We start from the raw sequence: 17,137 nt of genomic DNA on the forward strand, positions 1-17,137 counted from the left end.
CTTTTAGATCAACTTGTCAGGTGTAATGGGTAAATCACGGATGCGCTTACCTGTGGCATGGTAAACTGCATTGGCGATCGCAGCTGAAACACCTGTGATCCCAATTTCGCCTACACCTCGTACACCTGCTGGGTTGAAGTTGAAGTCAGGTTCGCCGACGAAGGCCACCTGAATGCGAGGAATATCTGCATGGGCTGGGAAGTGATAGGTAGCAAGGTCATAAACCACGGGATAGCCGATGTTTGGATCGACTTGGCACTCCTCCATTAAGGCTTGCCCAATACCCATAATCACGCCACCACGGACTTGACTGGCTACTGTCTTAGAGTTGATAATTCGCCCGATATCCATGACTGACACCCAGCGCGTCACCCGCAAACGTCCGATTTCTTCATCCACGCTGACTTCGCAAAAATGTGCGCCCCAAGATTGGAACGCCCATTCCTTGGTTTCATCGCCAGGAGCGGAGGATGCTGTGGCCTCAATTGCCGCTTGGCCAGACTGACTCAGAGTTGCAAACGCCTCTTGTGCGGTCTTAGCATTAGCAGTTTTCAGAACTTGCTCACAAGCTGACATGACCGCCGGCAAAAGAGATGCTGTCATCATGGAACCACCCGCCATGCCTCCATCTGGTAGTAAGGAGTCGCCCAACTCTACTTGTATCTGTTCGACGGGTAGCCCCAATGCGTCTGCTGCTGTGGCCGCAACAACGGTATATGCGCCAGTGCCCATGTCATTCCCAGCGCTGAGAACATGGGCAGTACCATCTGGTAGCAGCCGTACCTTGACTGATGCTGCACCTCGCCTGCCAGGGTAGGTTGCTGCCGCCATCCCCCAACCAACGAGTTTACTATCGCGTGTCAAAGAACGCGGCTGTTTTGGTCTGTCTTTCCAGCCAAATTGCTCTGCACCCAAGAGCAAACAGTCAGCAAAATGTTTGGCTGAGAATGGCTGACCTTGGCGTTGGTGTTCTTTAGTTTGGTTTTTTAGGCGCAGTTCTACCGGGTCAATCTTTAGCATCCAGGCCAGTTCGTCCATCGCCGACTCCAACGCCCACATCCCAGGATTCTCTCCTGGTGCGCGCATGAATGTTGGTGTACCCATGTTCAGCACCGCTAGTTCCTGCTTCAGTTGCAAATTCGGCGCTGTGTACATAACTGGCGTGACCGAGGTACAGGCTTCTATAAAGACATCTACTGGTGAGGTACAGGATTTGACCTCATGGGCGATCGCAGTTAAACTACCATCAGCAGTTGCTCCCAAACGCATAGTTTGCTCGGTTTCGGAGCGATGTCCGGCGTTCGCTGTCATTTGCCGTCGGCTGAGGACGACTCTGAGAGGACGCTGAAGTTCACGGGCTGCCGCAGCACAGAGAATACCGTGGGGCCAGGGAAAGGCTTTAGAGCCGAAAGCTCCACCCAAAAAAGGTGTGACGACATGAACCTGTTCAGTTGGGAGTCCAAAGAGTTCTGCATAGGTGCGCCCAGTTGCCAACACCCACTGAGACGGCTCGTAAACAGTGAGTGAGTTTGCATCTTGCCAGTGGGCAATGGTCGCATGAGGTTCCATCGCCGCGTGCAGTTCGATGGCTGTCTTGTAGGTGGCTGTAAGTTTCGTTGTTGCACTTGCCACCCCTGCCGCAAAATTCCCTTTTTCAAACTTTAACTCTTCACCCAAGTGCGGTGGTGCCTCCTTGAAGGTGGCGAGTGCAGCTTCCACGACTGGCTTTTGGCTTGTGTATTCCACCTTGACCAAATGCGCTGCATCACGCGCCCGCTCGAAGGTGTCTGCTACTACCAAACCGATAATTTGTCCTGCATAGTGAATTTTGTCATCCGACAACGGCAGACGAGCCTCGTAGATTTTCGAGGTCATAAAGTCATTGGCTGGCATAAACACTTTAGGCGAGTTTTTATGCGTAAAAACATCTATCACACCTATTGCCTTTTCTGCCCCACTGGTGTCGATGTTTTTAATTTGCCCATTGGCAATGCTGGCGGTGACAAGATAACCGTGAACCAGACCTGGAATTTGATGTTCTGCGGCGTAGGTTGCCGTGCCCGTAACCTTTGCCCGTCCATCTTTGCGGTTGACGGCAGTCCCAATTACTTTGTTCATACTACGCCTCCTCCTTTAGCTGACACTGTGAGTGCGCGACGAATTGCCCGCTTTGCCAAGTCAACTTTGAAACTGTTATGAGTTAATGGTTTAGCTTCTTGAAGTGCAATTTCTGCCGCCTGTTGAAACGTTGCAGTATTGGCACTCTTGCCGATCAAAAACTTTTCTGCTTCCTTTGAGCGCCAAGGTTTATGGGCTACGCCACCCATTGCCAAGCGCACATTCTGAATCTGCTCGCTTGCTAAGTCAACCGCAGCTGCCACAGAGACTAACGCAAAGGCATAGGAAGTGCGATCGCGTAACTTTAGGTAAACCCCTGATTTGGCGAACGGCACTGGGGGCAAAACCACAGAGGTAATCAACTCACCTGGCTCTAAGTTTGTATCTCGCTGGGGTGTGTCCCCTGGTAGTCGGTGAAAGTCTGTCAATGGTATCTGCCGCTTACCCTTGGGGCCTTCCACAACAACAACAGCATCCAGAGCCGCAAGAGGGACACACATATCTGAGGGTTGAACTGCCACGCATTGGTCACTGGCCCCAAGGATGGCGTGCATCCGGTTGATGCCCGTTGCTGCTGGACAGCCGCTTCCCGGTTGCCGTTTGTTGCAAGGGAAGGCGGTATCGTAGTAGTAGGGACAGCGAGTGCGTTGCAGTAGGTTGCCCCCTACGGTTGCCATATTGCGGATTTGCTGAGACGCACCAGAAAGAATCGCCCGCGACAGGATTGGATAATCGCGGCGAACATCAGGATGGTCTGCCACTGCTGTGTTACTTACTAGCGCTCCAAGGCTCAGACCACCCTCATTTGTGCGTTCAATGCGCTTCATCTCTAATCGAGAGATGTCGATAAGTTGCGATGGCTCATCTAGAAAGACTTTGAGACGGTCAACCAAATTCGTACCGCCCGCAATCAATATCGCATTTTGGTCATTTGTTGCCCGTTCAACCGCATCTTTCACAGAGGTAGCACGGGTGTAAGTGAAGTTGTTCATCTGAGCATCTCCTGGGGTTCATTGACCATCACATCTGCGGCAGGAGAGGGCGGTTTTTGTCCTATTACCTGCTGGACTGCTGCCACAATGCCGTTGTAAGCGCTACATCGACAAAGATTACCACTCAGTCGCTCTTTGATTTCAGCTTCAGAGAGTTCAGCCAACTGTGGGGGACAAGTCAAATCTGGGGTGACAACGCTAGCACAGCCCCGTTTGATTTCATCAAGTAAGGCAACAGAAGCACAAATCTGTCCTGGGGTACAATAGCCGCACTGGAAGCCATCGTTATCAATGAATGCTGCCTGCACTGGATGGAGAGTATCGCCCTTGGCCAGCCCTTCAATGGTGACGATCGCCTTGTCTTCCTGCATCACTGCCAAACTCAGGCAGGAATAAACTCGCTCACCATCGATCAGAACAGTACAAGCCCCACACTGTCCGTGATCGCATCCTTTTTTGCTGCCCACTAGCCCCAAGCGATCGCGTAGCGCATCTAAGAGTGTGACACGTGGCTCAAGGTCGAGGGTTTGCTGCTCGCCGTTAACAGTAAGTTTCACATTCATCTCACCTGGGTTACTTTGGCTAGCTTCCTTTGCTATAGTTGTCTGATTGAGTAATGAGGGAGCGGCTATAGCCGTTCCGGCAGCAGTCAGTGCCTGTCCCAAAAAACCGGGTTGGGATGTTATTTCTGCCCTTTTTTTGTCTTCCATAATTCGTACTTCTAGATTGAATAATGCAGTAATTCTGAAAACTTAGGGATATGCATAGCTATTTAGTATTGTGTACATAATTAAGGTTGAGTGCAGGTAAGAGTCTGGGAAAATAAGGAAAAAATCAGACAAAGTACGCTTCTCAAAATAGCTGGATCGTCTTCTCAGCCGTGGATTTAGCATAATATTGCTGTTTGTCCCACCTCTATTGACTAGAGCGATCGTTCGCTGAGTATTTCTTAACAAAACGAAATATTTTGTATTGGGTTAAAATGCAATACGCTTGGGTTAAGGCTAAAACTCTTTATCAAAGTCAACTTTTTTAACGTAGACGCTTCTCCTGTCGGAGACGCTACGCGAACGGCTTGCCGCAGGCTACCGCAGAGGCGCAGAGAAGCCAGTGCGCCCTTGCGGGTTCCCCGACTTGTTCGCGCAGCGTCTCCCCTTGGGAGAAGCAACTGGCGCGAAACAGAGAGAAGAGATAAAAATGCTCAATGTCTATTTGAGGCTAAATTCTCAGTTTTGGTTTTTAGGCGATGTCTACGACGTGGCAAGAGAAGTAAATCTGGCATTGCAGAACAGTGGGATTACAGCTATTTTCAGGTAAATAGACCACCCAGTAGGGGCGCAAGGCCTTGCGCCCTTACAACAGATGTGGTTCAAATACTTGAATTCTGCTGTAATTTGGGCAAGCAGGGGAGGCAGGGGGAGAGATCAGCCTTAGTTGCTAAATCATCCCGCAAAGGGAGCAAGGCTGTAAATCTCAATTTTAAGCACGCCAACGGAGTATTTGACCCTTGACAGGATTGACAAATTCTCGTCTTTCAGCGACTGATCGAGCATACTCCCGCTTTAACTGGTAGTACCACTGTGCCTGCATATCTGAGTCTTTAATCAGCCGCAGCACAGGATTATATTTCAGTCCAATTTGCTGTTTTTCTACTACCGTTCGGTCTTGGTCAATGAAAGTCCGCGCCAGCACGTGTAACAGTGGCTTGAAAAAGCCTACCCAAGGAAGTGTCCAGTAAAGAGCAAAAGTTACCTCCGTTTCTGTGTCTGAAATCGGTGTAACTGCCGTCAAATTAACGACTCGATTATTACCAATGGTGGTTTCTTCAATCCTGACTCCAGGTAAACGAAAAGAAATCTCCGTTTCTGGGACACCACCGCCAATCAACCAGTATAATCGACCCCCATTCGCTGGTAATCGGTGTCGTCGCATCGTAAAGCCGTAGGGCGAAGCATCAAATTGCTTTACTTCTTCGTGCAATTGCTCATTTCGCCACCACCAAGCACGATGAACGTAGGGTGAATGAGCAGGATCCATCAGACCTACCACTGCATGATCTATAAAACAAGGAAATTTTACCACTTCTACAAACTGGTGCGATCGCCCATCAAACCCTGGAATTACCGGAATTTCCATTTCAGATGCAGGTTGAGGGTTATCGGGATCGGGCATATATATCCAGATATTCCCTTGGGCTTCGCGAACACTATATGACTGCACGTCGAAGCGACTCAAATCCATTTGCTGTTCCTCCACAAGAGAAGGTATCGCAGTACAACGCCCAGCAGAGTTAAAGCGCCAACCGTGGTAACAACATTCAACTTCTTGCCCGTTGAATCTCCCACAACTCAAGGGCACACCACGATGGGGGCAAATGTCCGTCATTGCAGACACTTTGCCATCCTGGCTGCGAACTAACAGCACTGGTTCTCCTAAGAAAATGCGGCTAATCATCATGCCTGACTTGATTTGATTGCTAGGCAGAGCATAGTACCAAGTATTACGTAATACAAAATTATCGTTATTTTTCATAGTTAATTGCGTCTGCCTTTGACACAACAAAAGTCCTGGTTTGTGGAAAGGAAGGTGATGCTGGAAAACATTCTTTCAGGTTTTTAATTGCTGTAGATAAATTCAACTGATGTACTTCTTGATTGTGTTCGTAATTCTCTCAGATTTAGGTTGTTCTCAGAGCATTGCAGGTGTGAAGTTGCATTATTCACCAGAAATTTGTACAAATACCGTTCTTTTACGCGGGCCATCTAACTCAAAAAACAACACAGATTGCCAGGTTCCCAAAGCTAATTTACCATCCACAATGGGAATTATCTCATTTGTGGTCAGCATCATTGCCATCAAATGAGAGTGAGCATTAATCGGCTCATCTTCTGGGACATCTCTTAAATGCAAATCATTATGCAAATAGCGGTCTGATTCTGGTGCGATTTTTTGCAAAAATACTTTTATATCTTCTAATAATCTGACTTCATTTTCATTGATAGATAACGCTGTTGTAGTGTGTTGAGAAAATACTAAAGCTTGTCCATTTTTAATTGATGTTGAGGCAATAAAATCTTGAATTTGTGGGGTGATATTATGAATATTAATTTTTGGCTCAGTTTCAATTTCAATTAACTTATGAATAATTGGCATCTGTTGAATTTTATATTTGGGATTGGAGGCAGGAGGCAGGGGGCAGGAATGGATGACTTTTAACTCCTAACTATAGTTTCCAAACCCTGCACTAATCTTTCTATACCTTCTTTTGCTGTCTCTTTTTGTAATGCCCCATAGGCAACGCGTAGATAGCATCCGTCATCTATGCCAAAAGTTGTACCTGGAATAACTGCGACTTTATGTTCCTGGATCAGTTGTTTGACTAACTCAAAAGCATCCATCTGGGTATGAACTTTGAGGAAAAAATAGAAAGCGCCATTGGCAGGGATAATGCTACATAAGCCTTGTAGACGATTAAGGGAGTCTAATACTAGTTGGCGTACCTGAGCTATAGCTCCTATATGACTCTTCAAATAATCCTCTTTTGTCTGCAATGCCCCTAAAGCTGCATATTGAGAAATGACTGGCGGACAAATCAAAATTGTATCTTGGACTTTTTTAACAGCGACAAGTAAGTGTTTGGGAATCACCATGTAGCCAATGCGCCAACTCGCAAAACCGTATGCTTTAGAAAAGCTATACAGAGAAATGGTGTACTCGCTGCTATTACTAAATGAGCCAGGTGAAACGTGTTTTACACCGTTATAGGTAAAGTATTCATAAGCTTCATCGCTGATGTGGTAAATACTGTGAGTAGCACAAATTTGATTTACTTGGCGCAATGCAGCTTCAGAATAGACAACTCCAGTGGGATTATTTGGTGAAATCGTCACCACAGCCCGTGTTTTAGGAGTAATTGCTTGAGCGATCGCATCTGGGCGCAATTGGTAATTTTCATCCGTCGCCACTAATACCGCACGACAACCAGCCATTGCGATCGCCATTTCGTGGTTGAAATAGTAGGGGGTATTGAGAATAATTTCGTCGCCTGGGTTAGTGATAGCAAGAATGGCATTCATAAATCCCATATTGCTCCCTGCTGTCACAACAATGCAGTTTTCCCCGTTGATTTCAATCCTGTTGAAGGCTTGCAATTTCCCTGCAAGTGCTGTCAGTAGAGGGGGAATTCCCTCAACTGCTTTGTATAAATTATTAGTTGGTTCGGCTAAGAATTTGGCTAAAAATTCTATGGCTTCATGTGGTGGGTTGTAAGAAACAACACCTTGTCCTAGAGAAATGGTTCCAGGAGAGTTTTTAATCAGTTCCCCAACCACAGGAATAATTGGCGATTGTACCGCCTGCATACGAGAGGTTAGGGATTTCATATTTTCTTGCCTATGTACCTGCTTTTAGTATCTCTTACTGTGTTGTTTTTTGCTGCATATATTTTTGTTTTTAACCGATTTGTACCTTTAAAATTTTCTTTTAAAGGCAATCAGATATACTTAAACAGGTCTAAATTTTATTTAGACTAGGACTTACGCAAGTGTCACCAAAAAATCGGATTTTTAGTTTGTAGTAAGGGCTTTAGCCCTTATTTTGTTCGCGGAGCGTCTCGCAGAGAGGACTAAAGTCTTCACTACAAACTGAAAATAATATGCCAGTTGCGTAAGTCCTGTAGACTATACTTTACGGAAAATTTATAGAGATTTTAAACTGGATTGATATTAGTGGATATCTATCTTTTAGAGTGTAAGTTAGAATGCCATTAGAAAGTTAAAGCTTACATACTATTAATTAATCAAAATATGTTTATTTCACAACGTGGCATTATCACCTATGCTTACGGAGCATCTTATTATATAGAAATGGCCAAGTCATTAGCACGTTCTCTACGTCTTCATTCACAAAATATTCCGCGTGCTATTGTTACCGATCGTGAAGATGATAAAGATTTGCTAGAGCTTTATGATTACGTTATCAATCTTAGAAAAGAATACGGTTCTAACGTAAAGCAAAAATTTCACCTTTATGATTATTCTCCATTTAAATATACACTTTGCATTGATAGTGATTGCATAGCAGTAAGGGATATTAATTTTATTTTTGATGATTTTAAAGGCAAAAGTTTTAGTGTGGCAGGTGATGTATATCTTCAAGCAGGCGATAAAGATACATTCATTAATGTAGATGACACACTCAAACGATTTAATCTGACAAAATTACCTAGATTTAATGGAGGTCTCTATTATTTTGAAAAAAACGATACTGCTAAGGCATTTTTTGAAACAGCACTAGAATTGGCAAGGGATTGGCAAAAGCTAGGTATTAGTGAATTTCGTGGTGATGGCCCTAATGATGAACGTATTTTTGGTCTAGCTATGATGCTACACAATCAAAGTATGTTTGAAGATAATGGTCTGATGATGCGAACACCTATTGGTCTTCGTGGTTCTTTTAATATAGATGCTATTAAAGGTAAATCTACTTTTCAAAAATACAATCAGGTGGTGTCTCCGGCTCTTGTACACTTTGCCTGCGTTTGGGGAGAGCATCCCGTATATCATCGTGAAGTAAGAAAGTTAAAAAACCTAGATAAAGGTGCAGCCCACCAGGTCAAGTTTAATATATTTTCCGCAATTCAATATAAGTTTGGCTATCAGATTGCTCTATTAAGATATATAGCTAAACGTGTACCTAAAAATCCTAAATATATTCAAGCTAGAGTGAAAAAACTTTTGATACAACTGTCTGAGTTGATTAAAACTAAATATAGAATTGAGCCAGTTCAGAGCAAATAAATTTTGCTAAAACCCCGCATTCCTTTGTGATTAATTTAAATTACTCAAAGGCTGTTTTGGTGACTTTCTATAAAGCTTTAAGAGTCTATAAGGTGCTGTCTGAGGTTCAGGCAGCACTAACAAAGTGTAGTAGCGATCGCGCCTTACATCCTTCGCTCCTGACAGGTACTAAAAATTATATTTTTGTGAAAACCACAAGGATTGTATCTGTGGGTTTATTCTAGAAACTACACGGTACAGCACAAATTTGTATGTACCACAAAAATCTGTATTGCCGTACTTTTATGGAAAATCAACTAGGATTAATTCTAAAACTGCTTTTACTTTCGGCTTTGTTATCAGTATTAATTAAGTATGCAGGGCCAAGTCTACCAATTCCGGCGACAGCAACCAACGCGCTGATTATAGTATTTTTGCCGATTGCGATCGTAGCGATCGCTCTACTGTGGCGATTTCAAGCAGAAAAACAAAATTAACTCAAATCATTTACGCACAAGTTCCTAAAATCAGCTAACCTAGCTTAATTACAAGAAAATTGCATCTTGCCAACGGTTGGGAGTTAGCCTGTGAACCTCGGTCAATGGATCGGCTTAATCGCCATAGTTCTTTCTTTATACATCTTGTGGCAAATTCGGGAAGTGCTTTTGCTGATGTTTGCCGCAGTTGTGTTAGCCACCACCTTAAATCGCCTAGCGAAACGCTTCCAAAGCTTTGGAATGAGGCGCGGATTCGCCGTCCTCCTAGCAGTAGCTATCTTTTTCGCAGGTGTCGTGGGTTTTTTCTGGCTAATTGTGCCGCCATTTGCCCAGCAGTTTCAAGAACTAACCTATCAAGTTCCTAGAGGGTTTGGACGCTTTAATAGTTGGCTTGATGCCCTGAGAACTCGTATTCCTGACCAGTTAGTTCCTTACATCCCAGATATTAATAGTCTCATCCAACAAGTACAGCCCTTCGCCAATCGCCTACTGGGAAACTCCTTTGCTTTTGTATCTGGTTCTTTAGAAGTCGTCCTCAAGATTTTGCTAGTGTTGGTTTTAACAGGAATGATGTTAGCCGACCCCGTGGCTTATCGCAAAGTGTTTGTACGGCTTTTTCCCTCATTTTATCGGCGGCGGGTAGATGGAATTTTAGATAAGTGTGAAGTCTCTTTGGAGGGATGGATTACAGGCGCTTTCATTGCCATCTTTGTAGTGGGCGTGATGAGTCTGATTGGCTTATCAATTTTGCATGTCAAGGCAGCACTTGCTTTAGCGGTTTTAGCGGGATTTTTTAACTTGATTCCCAATCTGGGGCCAACGATGAGTGTAATCCCAGCAATGGCGATCGCCTTCTTAGATGAACCTTGGAAAGCGATCGCTGTCTTAATTCTCTACTTTATTATTCAACAGATTGAGAGTAATTTCATCACGCCTGTTGTCATGGCGCATCAAGTCTCATTGCTGCCAGCCATAACCTTAATTGCCCAGCTATTTTTCGTCACTTTCTTTGGCTTTTTAGGATTATTTCTAGCCCTACCCCTGACTGTTGTCGCTAAGATTTGGTTGCAAGAAGTATTAATTAAAGATGTTTTGGATGAATGGGGAAATAATCATACACAAGAGACTGAGTTTGTGATAGTTTCTCAATCTCCAGAAGCAGATGATAATTGGAAAGCAGAAAATACAGACATTAAGAAGAAGCCATCGATTGATGATGACATCTTGAAACCAGAAGATTAGTCACTCACTTTTTGATTACAGAAAAAGGCGATCGCTTTGGGGTTTGATAATAAGCGATCGCAAACAAGTATATGGTGGATATCCAATCTCCGATAGACATCACAATCGCCTATCATCTTTGGAAAACTCACCTGCTAGGTGGACGCTACTAAAAATCAAGCAGACAATAGGGGGAAAATAATCAATTCATATATTGGAGGGTAAGCTTTGAAACTAAATCAAGTTATTGCGATTTTACAAACCGTTAAAGCTAACACCACAAAAGCAAAAACAGGCATATATCATCTGATTCAAAAAAGTGCAATGTTTCAAGGGATTTCGCGGACATTTCAGCCAGTGGCTGAAGATGGCTTCGTATATCCTCCAGAAAATCAGACACTGCAAATGAAAGCAGAAGATTTGCTGAGTCAATTTGAGCAAGCTTGTGCAGAATTATTTAACTTATGTGCCACCCAAGATTGGGCTAATGCGCAGGCTAAAGCAGATATAGTAGTTGACGGAACCACCATTTTACGAGAAGTACCCGTTTCTTACCTCTTGTTTTTGGAAAAGCAGTTAGTTGATGTCAAAACGTTCATCTCAACACTGCCTGTTCTAGATACTAGCGAATCTTGGGTTTACGATCAGCAGCAAGAATGTTTTGCCACTGAACCGAAACATACCACCAAAACCAAAAAAATAGTTAAACCTGTGGTGCTGTATGAAGCCACAAAAGAGCATCCCGCGCAGGTAAAAGAGTCTTCAGAAGACGTGCCAGAAGGAACTTGGCGAACAGTCAAGTTTTCTGGAGCAATTTCTCAAGCAAGACAAAATGAATTGCTGCGGCGGGTAGATAGGCTCATGCAAGAAGTGGTTTTTGCTAGAGAACAAGCAAATAGTTTAGAAGTTACTCAACAAAATCAAGTTGCCCGCTCAATTTTCGGCTACTTGTTTTCACCCTCAACATTTAGGTAAAATAGTTTTGGAGCGCAAGTTTAGTTTCAGTGTCTATAGGAGAATATGTAGGTTCGAGTCCTACTCCCTCGACTTAATTAAACCGAGGGATAGCCAAAGGGTAAAGGTACTCCTCGACACAATCAACCTTATATTTAGTCTTAGGCTATTGCTCCAAGCTAAGGTTAAAAATTCACGTTCTGTATCAACCTCTGCGAATTAATGTCAGTGGGACATGGGTTCAAATCTCGTCCGGGTCTCCAAAATCTTGACCTGGTAGTTTAGCGGTAAAACACCACGACTTAAAGATTAAATTTGCAGAAACCGGAAATTAACTAGGCAGAAATTGTGAAAACATACTGAAAGCTGTAAACTTTTGGTACCAACCCCCAGACATGGACATTGCCTGGGGGATTTTAATTGGAAGAGGTTCGTTAAAATTACTCATGAACAACAAAATCCTCAGCTTCTTAAAAAATTGGGGATTTTGCAATGCGGCTAAATCTAAAATCCAAAATTAATTAACTGATTTTGATTGATAATGCAAGGCTTTATTTATAGTAATTTTACGTAGTGATAAAAAATATTTTAGACAGATAGAGCTTGCTTCCCCCAAAAAATGTACAATTTGGACTTTACAATATTTGAATTGTTTTTTTGGAATTTTATTTAACCTTATCCAGGGTGTTAAGCTGTCACGCAGATATTGCTGGCAAATGTTTCGAGATGAATAGAGGTATGAGTAAAAATGAATGTCAAAACGTAGTCATGCTACATCTCTACAAAGGTTCTAGATAAATGTATTTAATTATACTAGATGTCTAATTTACGCTACTCCCCATTACCCCTTATCCCCAGAGGGGGCCCCACCATCCCCATTCACCAGGAAGCGCAAGCACTGATAAGATGCGAACAATTGCAGAAATTAACGAGAAAATTAGTCGCCAACGGGCGGTAGTGTTGACAACTGAAGAATTAAAAGCACGAGTTGTAGAAATCGGTGTTATTAAAGCTGCGAAAGAAGTTGATGTAATTACCACTGGTACTTTTGAGCCGATGGAATCAAGTGGTGCAATTATCAATCTGGGACATACCGATCCCCCAATAAAAATTCGCCGTTGTTGGTTAGATGGCGTGCCAGCATACTCTGGTTTTGGGGCAGTAGATTTATATTTGGGTGCGAGTTGCGCTGTGGAGACGACGGATGGGGAAGAAGTGCGAGAACGTGGTGGTGGTCATGTAATCGAAGATTTGATTGCTGGTAAATCTATACACGTGAAAGCGCAAGGACAAGTAACAGATTGTTACCCCAGAGCAAATTTTGAAACTACAATTACCAGTGACACAATTAATCAGTTTTATTTATTTAATCCGCGCAATCTTTATCAAAATTTTATTGTTGGTGTAAATGGTGGCGATCGCCCCCTTTTCACCTATCTCGGCCCTTTACAGCCGCGTTTGGGGAATGCTGTTTATTCTAACCCCGGTGCGATTTCCCCCTTACTCAACGACCCCGATTTGCAACTCGTTGGTATAGGTACTCGAATTTTTTTAGGCGGCGGTATTGGCTATGTCGCTTGGGAAGGCACTCAGCACTTCCCCTTACAAAAGCGTTTAGCTAATCGTACACCGATCGGGCCTTCCGCCACTTTAGCTTTAATTGGTGATGCCAAACAAATGGATGCTCATTGGGTGCGGGGGTGTTACTTCAAAAGTTATGGCCCCTCATTAATGTTAGGGGTTGGGGTACCACTACCTGTATTAAATGAACAAGTAATTGAACACTGCGCTGTCCAAGATAGAGACTTAGTAGCCCCAATAGTAGATTTTTCCATTCCCCGGCGCGTCCGTCCCACCTTTGGTTTAGTGAGTTACGCCCAACTCAAATCTGGGTGGATCGCCATAGAGGGCAAAGCAGTACGCTCTGCCCCCTTAGCGAGTTTGTTTTTTTCTAGGCAAGTCGCCTTAGAGTTGAAAAAGTGGATCGAAGCAGGTACGTTTACCCTGACAGAACCAGTTTCTCCAATTCCGATGGAGCGATCTTTTCTACCCCAAGACCGGCGGACGGATTTTTGATTGGAGCAGGGGAGGAGGGAGACAAGGGGGACAAGGGGGACAAGGGGGACAAGGGGAAATTATTGAACAAATCTCTCCCAAATCTCCCCCATCTTCCTTGTCTACCTTGTCCCATGCCCCATGCCCAATGCCCAATGCCCCATTCCCTACTCTTGAGTCGGTTTCGGTCGCTTGATCGGTTTAGGAGCGGGTGTTCTTGGTATAGGTTTTGACACCACTGAAGGGTCGCCACCTGTACTTGTTTTCTTGATGGGACGAGGGGTTTCGCCAGTGCGTCTGGGGGGGAATGGTTTTCTACCACCAGCACCACCAATGCCAGCACGAGGCCCACCTTTAAATGGTGGTTTGCGTTTTTTGGGTAAATCAGCGATCGCCTCAGCTTTTTCTACTACTAAAACGTCTGCTTCCCGCTTGGCTTGGAAGTCCCAGAATTTTCCCACTGCTTTGGTAGTCAGCACACCCCTCAATTTCAACTTAAAATATTTGGGTTTGTCAGTTGATTTACGTGGAGCCTGCCTAATTTTGACTACCAAGCTTTTAGCATCAAAAGATTGGTATACTACTTCACCACGAACAGAAAAACCACCATCAGTAACTTCTGATGAAGGTCTGGGGGCAGTTGTATTTAGTTCAGAGTTCTCGGATAAGCCATCATCGAGTGTCTGTAATTGCAACTCCAAATCCGATTCGTCCTCATCTGTTGAGTTTTTAGCCAGATTTTCTGGCTCCCAAACTCCGACGATTTGGATGTGCAAGGTATCATTTTCTTGTCTGGTACGTGGATATACTACCCACAAGTGTTCTTTTTCTAAGTCTAGATGATTCTTGACTAAGCTCATAATCCGGCCTAGGAGGACGGCATTGAGTTCTACACCATCTGCGGTCAGCAGCGTACCTTGAGTAAATTGTTCGCTGCTAGCATGATAGCGACCCCGGACTAAGCCGATCGCTCGATACTGCATCGGTTCGCTGGGAGGTGGAATCGGTTGCTGGCGATTAATCAAGTTTCCATTTGAGTCAGTCTCGCTGGTGTTGACAGGCAAATTGTCAACTTGTTTAGAGGACTGGGCTGCTATGCGAACATTAGCGCCTGCCTCTACGTTAGTTGGGCCCTGGTTAGAGGCAGAAGAATTGGAAGATTCAGGCAACGGCATCAGGTCGGAATTCATAAAAACTCCTTGCGGCACAGACACATCCCATTGTGGGATTTTACAAAGGCAGCTGGAAAGAGCATTTGTGCGACTGCTGAAAGTATATTGGCTTTTCACAAAATCACACTAGGGTACTCTATACAATCCTAAAGGCGCTAAATTTAATGTATAAACACTAAATGTCTAATTTAGCGGCTTTACACTAGTTTCGGAAGCATATCATAGCTACAATTCTGACGGCTCCTCCTAAAGTCATCACTTACTTTAGCAGTGTGGATAGTTAATTGTTATAAAATTCACAGGCAATTGGCGGTATTCCGCAAAGTTTTGGAAATTTTTAACTTTACGATTTGTGTAAATGATAATGTCATTAAAATTTAGGAGAAAGACAAAACCGTGTCTCAACCGCGCAATCGTTGGATAGTTCAAGTCGTCTTAGCGGTGGCAATTCTTGCTTTTGTGGGTGTTTCGGTGATTCCCATAATTGGAGCATTTAATAATACGCCACCCTCAAGTCAGAATACCGCTAGCACCAGAGGTAGTTCGCCCTCTGCTGACCAAAAATCAAAACTGGAAGACGAAGCACGGGGTTATGAACAGGTTTTGCAACGGGAACCAGAAAATCAGACTGCGCTTAAGGGTCTGTTACAGGCGCGGCTGCAATTACTGAGTCAAAAAGATAAAAGTGAGGTTAAACCAGCGGATATCCAAGTTGTCATTGAACCCTTAGAAAAGCTAGCAAAACTGAATCCCGAACAGTCAGAATATTCAGTGTTACTAGCTCAAGCCAAACAGCAAATTGGCGATCGCGAAGGAGCGGCTCAAGCTTATCGCTCGATTTTGTCCACGAAACCAGGTGATTTGAAGGCTTTGCAAGGAATGGTGGCTTTATTGATCAGTCAGCAACGCCCGGAAGCAGCCATTGGTTTGTTGCAAGAAACCCTCTCTAATGCAGCCCAAGCAAATACAATTCAGCCTGGAAGTGTAGATATAGTAGCGGTGCAGGTGCTGTTAGGTTCTGTTCATGCTTCCCAGAAACGCTACGCTCAAGCTAGCTCTGTATATGACCAGGCAATTAAGAAAGATCCCAAGGATTTTCGCCCCGTCGTGGCAAAAGCGATGCTCCTGAAACAACAGGGCAAAGATGCAGATGCAAAAGCTTTATTTGATAGTGCCGCAGCTTTAGCACCTGCTAAGTACAGAGACGAAATTAAGAAGGCAGGAACAGTTTCTCCCATTCCTAAATCTGCTACCCCTCCCGCATCTTCATTGGGAAATACTCCCAAGTAATGGGCATTGGGAAAGAAAAGGCAGGAGGCAGAAGTTCTTTAATTTTGAATTTTGAATTTTGAATTTTTAATTGATTTCTCCCCTGCTTCTTCCCCTCATGCTCCTTCAATGGCTGCAACTACACCAAAGACTAAAAACAGACATCCGCCAATCAGGGTGAGTTGACGCTCAGAAATGCGTCCGGCAATCATTTTGCCGCCGATAACTGCGATCGCAGCACAAATGGCATGTCCTAAAATTGCACCTATTGTCACTCCAATGGGATTATTACCTGCTGCTAAAGCAATGGTGGCAATTTGGGTGCGATCGCCCCACTCTGCCATAAATGTCAACGCAAAGGCTTCTATGATAATTGCCAAACCAGTCTTTTGCTTTGGTAACTGCAAATCTGCTTGTTTTACCGCAGTTTCAGCTTCTTGTACAACTTCTGTATCACAAGCAGCATTGGACATCTTACTAGCGTCATACAACAGCTTGATACCGAAGGCAATAAATAAAGCTATTTCGGCGTAATGAATATAAACTTTTGGTAACAAAGATACTGCTTGTCCAAATATCACCGAAAGGATTGTCATCGCGGCTAAAGCAGCTGTCACACCGATAAATACCAGCCGCCGTGGGTGGTGCATTGCCAAAATCACAGCAATAAAAAATGTTTTATCGCCTAACTCTGAAACCGTGATTAGTAATAAACCTGCGGTAAAAGCTGTTAACACTCTCTCAAGCTCCTGAAGAATCGTTTACCGATGTAAAGCTTGATGAGAACCAAAAGACCTCACCAAGTTTACACTTTTCGGTGTGAACTTAGTGAAGGTCTCGCTTTCAAATATTGATTATTTGCCATCTGAACCAGGCTCATCGCCAGTATGTTGATTCAGATGTACTGGCTTTTATGTTTTTATACCAGCAGCTACTCCCCTTCTATGCGATCGCAATCATACATATTTTCTATGTATCAAGTCAAGAGAGTAGACATATAGAGGTATAACTTGAGAGTGAAACAGCACATATAGCAATCCGATTTGATTTCTGAATTAATCGTAGGGACTAGGGACTGGGGA

At 44.0% G+C, this 17,137-nt stretch carries 14 protein-coding genes; 6 read left to right on the forward strand and 8 right to left on the reverse strand.

Annotated elements, in window-relative coordinates; all coding sequences use genetic code 11:
• Window positions 1-3 precede the first annotated feature (3 nt).
• From RMZ42_RS31245 to RMZ42_RS31270, 6 genes are all read right to left on the reverse strand, one after another.
• The gene (locus RMZ42_RS31245; protein WP_322675064.1) at window positions 4-2,118 is read right to left on the reverse strand and encodes a xanthine dehydrogenase family protein molybdopterin-binding subunit; all 2,115 of its coding nucleotides are present in this window, start codon (window positions 2,116-2,118) and stop codon (window positions 4-6) included.
• Window positions 2,115-3,110 (reverse strand): xanthine dehydrogenase family protein subunit M, encoded by a 996-nt coding sequence (locus RMZ42_RS31250; RefSeq protein WP_322675065.1) that lies wholly within the window; start codon window positions 3,108-3,110, stop codon window positions 2,115-2,117. The genes RMZ42_RS31245 and RMZ42_RS31250 overlap by 4 nt, the downstream gene beginning before the upstream one ends.
• Window positions 3,107-3,820, reverse strand: coding sequence for a 2Fe-2S iron-sulfur cluster-binding protein (locus RMZ42_RS31255; protein WP_416211847.1), 714 nt, complete (start codon window positions 3,818-3,820; stop codon window positions 3,107-3,109). Before RMZ42_RS31255 ends, RMZ42_RS31250 begins: the two co-directional genes overlap by 4 nt.
• A 769-nt stretch (window positions 3,821-4,589) precedes the next feature.
• Window positions 4,590-5,642 (reverse strand): aromatic ring-hydroxylating dioxygenase subunit alpha, encoded by a 1,053-nt coding sequence (locus RMZ42_RS31260; RefSeq protein WP_322675066.1) that lies wholly within the window; start codon window positions 5,640-5,642, stop codon window positions 4,590-4,592.
• A 183-nt stretch (window positions 5,643-5,825) separates the two neighbouring features.
• Window positions 5,826-6,263, reverse strand: a complete 438-nt coding sequence (locus RMZ42_RS31265; protein ID WP_322675067.1) for a secondary thiamine-phosphate synthase enzyme YjbQ — start codon at window positions 6,261-6,263, stop codon at window positions 5,826-5,828.
• Window positions 6,264-6,322: 59 nt separating this feature from the next.
• Window positions 6,323-7,492, reverse strand: coding sequence for a pyridoxal phosphate-dependent aminotransferase (locus tag RMZ42_RS31270; RefSeq protein ID WP_322675068.1), 1,170 nt, complete (start codon window positions 7,490-7,492; stop codon window positions 6,323-6,325).
• Window positions 7,493-7,915: 423 nt separating this feature from the next.
• Between RMZ42_RS31270 and RMZ42_RS31275 the strand changes: the two genes are divergently transcribed.
• From RMZ42_RS31275 to RMZ42_RS31295, 5 genes are all read left to right on the forward strand, one after another.
• Window positions 7,916-8,908 carry a hypothetical protein gene (locus RMZ42_RS31275; protein ID WP_322675069.1) on the forward strand — a complete coding sequence of 331 codons (993 nt, stop codon included), beginning with the start codon at window positions 7,916-7,918 and terminating at the stop codon, window positions 8,906-8,908.
• A gap of 284 nt (window positions 8,909-9,192) precedes the next feature.
• Entirely contained in the window at window positions 9,193-9,384 is a 192-nt protein-coding gene (locus tag RMZ42_RS31280; protein WP_322675070.1) for a hypothetical protein, read from the forward strand.
• Window positions 9,385-9,474: 90 nt separating this feature from the next.
• Window positions 9,475-10,626 carry an AI-2E family transporter gene (locus RMZ42_RS31285; protein ID WP_322675071.1) on the forward strand — a complete coding sequence of 384 codons (1,152 nt, stop codon included), beginning with the start codon at window positions 9,475-9,477 and terminating at the stop codon, window positions 10,624-10,626.
• Window positions 10,627-10,833: 207 nt separating this feature from the next.
• Window positions 10,834-11,580 carry a hypothetical protein gene (locus tag RMZ42_RS31290; protein ID WP_322675072.1) on the forward strand — a complete coding sequence of 249 codons (747 nt, stop codon included), beginning with the start codon at window positions 10,834-10,836 and terminating at the stop codon, window positions 11,578-11,580.
• 885 nt (window positions 11,581-12,465) lie between these two features.
• Window positions 12,466-13,635 carry a homocysteine biosynthesis protein gene (locus RMZ42_RS31295; protein ID WP_322675073.1) on the forward strand — a complete coding sequence of 390 codons (1,170 nt, stop codon included), beginning with the start codon at window positions 12,466-12,468 and terminating at the stop codon, window positions 13,633-13,635.
• A 146-nt stretch (window positions 13,636-13,781) separates the two neighbouring features.
• Here RMZ42_RS31295 and RMZ42_RS31300 read toward each other — a convergent pair whose 3' ends face one another.
• Window positions 13,782-14,804, reverse strand: coding sequence for a hypothetical protein (locus RMZ42_RS31300; protein WP_322675074.1), 1,023 nt, complete (start codon window positions 14,802-14,804; stop codon window positions 13,782-13,784).
• A gap of 378 nt (window positions 14,805-15,182) precedes the next feature.
• On the opposite strand from RMZ42_RS31300, the gene RMZ42_RS31305 reads away from it, so the two are divergent.
• Window positions 15,183-16,076 (forward strand): tetratricopeptide repeat protein, encoded by an 894-nt coding sequence (locus RMZ42_RS31305; protein ID WP_322675075.1) that lies wholly within the window; start codon window positions 15,183-15,185, stop codon window positions 16,074-16,076.
• 95 nt (window positions 16,077-16,171) lie between these two features.
• Here the strand turns inward: RMZ42_RS31305 and RMZ42_RS31310 are convergent, their stop codons facing one another.
• Complete coding sequence (locus RMZ42_RS31310) at window positions 16,172-16,792, reverse strand: TMEM165/GDT1 family protein (protein ID WP_322675076.1); 621 nt, start codon at window positions 16,790-16,792, stop codon at window positions 16,172-16,174.
• Window positions 16,793-17,137: the final 345 nt, after the last annotated feature.

The sequence above is a fragment of the Nostoc sp. DedQUE05 genome, assembly GCF_034530955.1.
GTDB lineage: Bacteria > Cyanobacteriota > Cyanobacteriia > Cyanobacteriales > Nostocaceae > Nostoc.

Excerpts from the sequence above, each read along its gene's own strand:
- RMZ42_RS31245 (WP_322675064.1), bottom strand. The coding sequence starts at position 2,118 with ATGAACAAAGTAATTGGGACTGCCGTCAACCGCAAAGATGGACGGGCA.
- RMZ42_RS31250 (WP_322675065.1), bottom strand. The coding sequence starts at position 3,110 with ATGAACAACTTCACTTACACCCGTGCTACCTCTGTGAAAGATGCGGTT.
- RMZ42_RS31255 (WP_416211847.1), bottom strand. The coding sequence starts at position 3,820 with ATGGAAGACAAAAAAAGGGCAGAAATAACATCCCAACCCGGTTTTTTG.
- RMZ42_RS31260 (WP_322675066.1), bottom strand. The coding sequence starts at position 5,642 with ATGAAAAATAACGATAATTTTGTATTACGTAATACTTGGTACTATGCT.
- RMZ42_RS31265 (WP_322675067.1), bottom strand. The coding sequence starts at position 6,263 with ATGCCAATTATTCATAAGTTAATTGAAATTGAAACTGAGCCAAAAATT.
- RMZ42_RS31270 (WP_322675068.1), bottom strand. The coding sequence starts at position 7,492 with ATGAAATCCCTAACCTCTCGTATGCAGGCGGTACAATCGCCAATTATT.
- RMZ42_RS31275 (WP_322675069.1), top strand. The coding sequence starts at position 7,916 with ATGTTTATTTCACAACGTGGCATTATCACCTATGCTTACGGAGCATCT.
- RMZ42_RS31280 (WP_322675070.1), top strand. The coding sequence starts at position 9,193 with ATGGAAAATCAACTAGGATTAATTCTAAAACTGCTTTTACTTTCGGCT.
- RMZ42_RS31295 (WP_322675073.1), top strand. The coding sequence starts at position 12,466 with ATGCGAACAATTGCAGAAATTAACGAGAAAATTAGTCGCCAACGGGCG.
- RMZ42_RS31300 (WP_322675074.1), bottom strand. The coding sequence starts at position 14,804 with ATGAATTCCGACCTGATGCCGTTGCCTGAATCTTCCAATTCTTCTGCC.